The sequence below is a fragment of the Streptomyces sp. BE303 genome (genome assembly GCF_036290945.1).
GTDB lineage: Bacteria > Actinomycetota > Actinomycetes > Streptomycetales > Streptomycetaceae > Kitasatospora.
The window spans coordinates 1-282 of record NZ_JAQYWZ010000587.1; the positions used below are offsets into that span (position 1 = coordinate 1).

Annotated in this window: 1 protein-coding gene; it reads right to left on the minus strand. The window is 70.9% G+C overall.

The annotated features are described in order from the left end of the window. Positions 1 to 282 (minus strand): acyltransferase domain-containing protein (locus PUR56_RS12940; protein WP_329949005.1); only part of this gene is annotated, 282 nt, incomplete at both ends.

Below are 282 nucleotides of genomic sequence, written 5' to 3' on the forward strand. Positions count from 1 at the left end.
GCACACCCCAGTGCGACAGCAGCGCGTGCAACGCCACCTCGACGGCGAACAACGCCGGCTGCGCGTACCCGGTGCGGTGGATCAGCTCCTCGTCCGCCAGCACCTCCGCCAACGGCCGGTCCAGATAGGCATCCACGTGCCACGCCACCTGGTCGAAGGCATCCGCGAAAACCGGGAACGCCTCGTACAACCCCCGGCCCATCGACGCACGCTGCGCACCCTGGCCCGTGAACAGGAACGCCACCCGGCCCGCCCGTGCGGTGCCGATCAGACCGCCCGCAC